This window comes from Ochrobactrum sp. BTU2, from assembly GCF_024539785.1.
GTDB lineage: Bacteria > Pseudomonadota > Alphaproteobacteria > Rhizobiales > Rhizobiaceae > Brucella > Brucella anthropi.
Genome location: NZ_JAHWRG010000058.1, coordinates 1 through 2,819, shown reverse-complemented (window position 1 = coordinate 2,819; position 2,819 = coordinate 1). Strand labels below are relative to the sequence as shown.

The window sequence follows — 2,819 nt, the reverse complement described above, 5'->3', positions numbered from 1 at the left end:
CCAGCTTGATACGGCTACAGCCAACGCCAAACAGGTTGGTGCCAGCCTTGGTGTCGGGTCCAATCCATCCGGGCTTATGGGCGGACTGTCCGGCTCTTATCAGACAGCGAAGGGTGATGCAGCAATCGTCTCCGAACAATCCGGCATTCATGCAGGTGAGGGCGGTTTCGACATCAAGGTCGATGGCAATACGAAGCTGAAAGGTGGTCTCATCACCAGTGAGGCCGACCCGAAAGACAATCGTCTTGAAACCGGAACGCTGGAGTTCGAAGACCTTGATACGCATTCGAAATGGAAAGCTGATACCTATGGCGGTGGCATAACCGGTAGCGGCCCTATTGTCTCTCCACCGATCAAGGAAGGTGAAAGCGAAACCGGAAAGGCGCTGTCAGCGATTTCTCCGGGTGAGATCGTCATCACTGATCCGGACAATCAGAAGCAGAATATCGACGATCTGCGTCGTGACACCACCGACACCAACACGTCGCTGCCCGGTATTCCTGATCTGCAGAAAATCCTCAGTGAGCAACTGAAGACCCAGCAGCTCTACGATGACGCTGCCGCAAAAGCCGCCAAGATGATCGGTGATTATGCGTCGGAGCGATATACTGAAGCTTATAAGAACGACAATAAAGCCGAGATGGAGTTCTGGAAGGAAGGCGGCAATGGACCTGCCATCCTGCACGCCATCGCGGGCGGTCTTCTTGGGGGCGTCACTGACTTCAGCGGAATGCTCTCTGGCATGGCAGGTGGTGCGATGTCCGCAAAACTCGCGCCGGAAATCCACAAACTCGTCGAGCAGTTTGTAAAGGATGCTGGGCTCACCGGTTCAGCGGCCGACCTCATGGTCAATTCTATCACGGGGGCTATCCTGCAGGGCCTTGGCGCGGCAACAGGCGGAACCGGTGCTGCCTATGCGGGGAATGCATTCCAGTATAACTATCTCGGGCTTCATGACCTTGAGGCTTACAAGAAAGCGCTCGCTAAGTGTGAAACCTCATCCGACTATAAAAGCTGTGCACAACAGGTCTGGACCGAAGGCGGCTTTGACGAGATCTATCGTTCTAACCAGGCCGAATTCCTCGAATGTCTTGATACGAATAGTTACGCCTGCGTTGACCAGCATGTGAACGCCATTCTTGAAGCCCGTACTGCTGCGAGCAGTTTGCGTCAGGATATGGTCGAGCGGATGCCTCCGAACACGATCAACCAGTCGAATGCGTATGCTTTGGATGCCCTACGGTCATATTATGGCTTGGATAACGTCTCCGAAATCGCAACCTTCCGGGACGTGTTCTGCGGTGGAGTGACGAGTGATGCATGCCGTGCGCAGAGCAAACAGATTGCAGAGCTGCGCAATCAGGATGCGTTGCGCAATCTGGGCGTATTCACACTGGCTTCAATGATAGGGTTGACGGTCACTACCGAAGTGGCGGCAGCTTGTCTGGCAAGCACAGCTTGTGTTGCTGCATTTACCATGGCGGATACCGCCGTTGCATTGCAAGATTGCGCGGGTGGGGATGTCACAAGTTGCAATTTCTTGAATAAAGCGCCCCCTAACTCGGGAGGGACAGGTCGATTTAACAGCGTTCAACCGAGAGATGCCGACGAGGCTCAGTTTCTCGCAAATGCCGAGGCAACGTTTGGTAATAGTACCACATGGAATGGGGTGACACGGCATCGCAATGAACTGGTCATTCAGCGGTCAGACATTGAACTCACCCCTCAAAATATCACTCGAATGAGAAATGGTCAGGCTCCTTTTGTTAGAACTGCGAACGGTAGTTGGGAGCCTATTCAGCTACATCACGTAGGCCGTGAGACTGGCAAAATGATTGAAGTTACGCGATCACAAAATCGGTATAACTCTGCGACGGGGGGACCCTTACACATTCCGGGGCAGGGAGGTCCTGTGCGCCAGCCCGGGTACTCTCAGTCATATTGGCAGCAGAGATACCAAGATTTTGTAAACTCAGGGCAGATTATGCCGTAGGAGAACATTATGACTACAGAACGTGAAGAATTTGATAGATTGTGTCAGGCAGGAGAGGTTTCCGGGCCTGTAGGAGATTTGGCAATTGCGCAGGCTGAAGCTGATCTGGGGGTTCAGTTTCCGTTGGAGTATCGTGAGCTGTTGCAGAAATATGGCGCTGTGTTGGCAGGCGGACTCGAAGTTTACGGACTTCCCAAAATGGAAAGGAACGATCCCCCGCTATGGCAAGACGTTGTTGCTGTGACCAAACAACTTCGGGAGTGGAAACAGATTGGAGCTGACCGCCAGAGCTTTATCCCCATTTGTGATGACGGCAGTGGGGTTTATTTCTATCTCGATACGTTGGCCTCCCCAGCTACCAAAATTTATGCAGTTGGACCGGGAAAAGAGCAAGCGTTTGAAACTAGTCTGTTCAGGTTTTTGCTTGACCTCTCAGGTGGAAAAGTAATTGTCTGAATCCCGGCAAAAGCGATGCAAAGAAGGTTGGCGATGGCAATGCAGCCAATTCGATTGCCATGGCGACCATTGCCGGGATCAACGGCAAATATGCTTATGACAGCCTGACAACGAACGAAAACGGCCCACTTCTATCCACATCGCTTGGTATCGGTTTCCAGTATCAGAAGAACAGCGCTGAAGGATCGTCCTCCACACCGGTTCCAACGACAATTCGTGCTGGCGATACGGTCATTGTTGAAGCCGGGCGTGATATCAATGCCGTTGGCGCACAGATCAGTGCCGGTTACAACGCAGATGGCACGCTGTCCGGTGGTCGCGGTGATATTGCGCTCATTGCAGGCAATGATATCAATCTGGAAAGCGCCAA

At 52.6% G+C, this 2,819-nt stretch carries 3 protein-coding genes; all 3 read left to right on the top strand.

Going from position 1 to position 2,819, the window contains the following annotated elements; translation table 11 throughout:
- A partial coding sequence (locus tag KWJ32_RS27795; protein ID WP_256886611.1) for an HNH/ENDO VII family nuclease occupies window positions 1-1,993 on the top strand: 1,993 nt, incomplete at its 5' end.
- Window positions 1,994-2,002: 9 nt separating this feature from the next.
- The gene (locus KWJ32_RS27790) at window positions 2,003-2,449 is read left to right on the top strand and encodes an SMI1/KNR4 family protein (RefSeq protein WP_012092714.1); all 447 of its coding nucleotides are present in this window, start codon (window positions 2,003-2,005) and stop codon (window positions 2,447-2,449) included.
- A 59-nt stretch (window positions 2,450-2,508) separates the two neighbouring features.
- Window positions 2,509-2,819: hemagglutinin repeat-containing protein (locus KWJ32_RS27785; protein WP_256886610.1), on the top strand; the 311-nt coding region annotated here is incomplete at its 3' end.

What these genes read in the sequence shown, in the direction of transcription:
- KWJ32_RS27790 (WP_012092714.1), top strand. Translation starts at nt 2,003, where the DNA reads ATGACTACAGAACGTGAAGAATTTGATAGATTGTGTCAGGCAGGAGAG.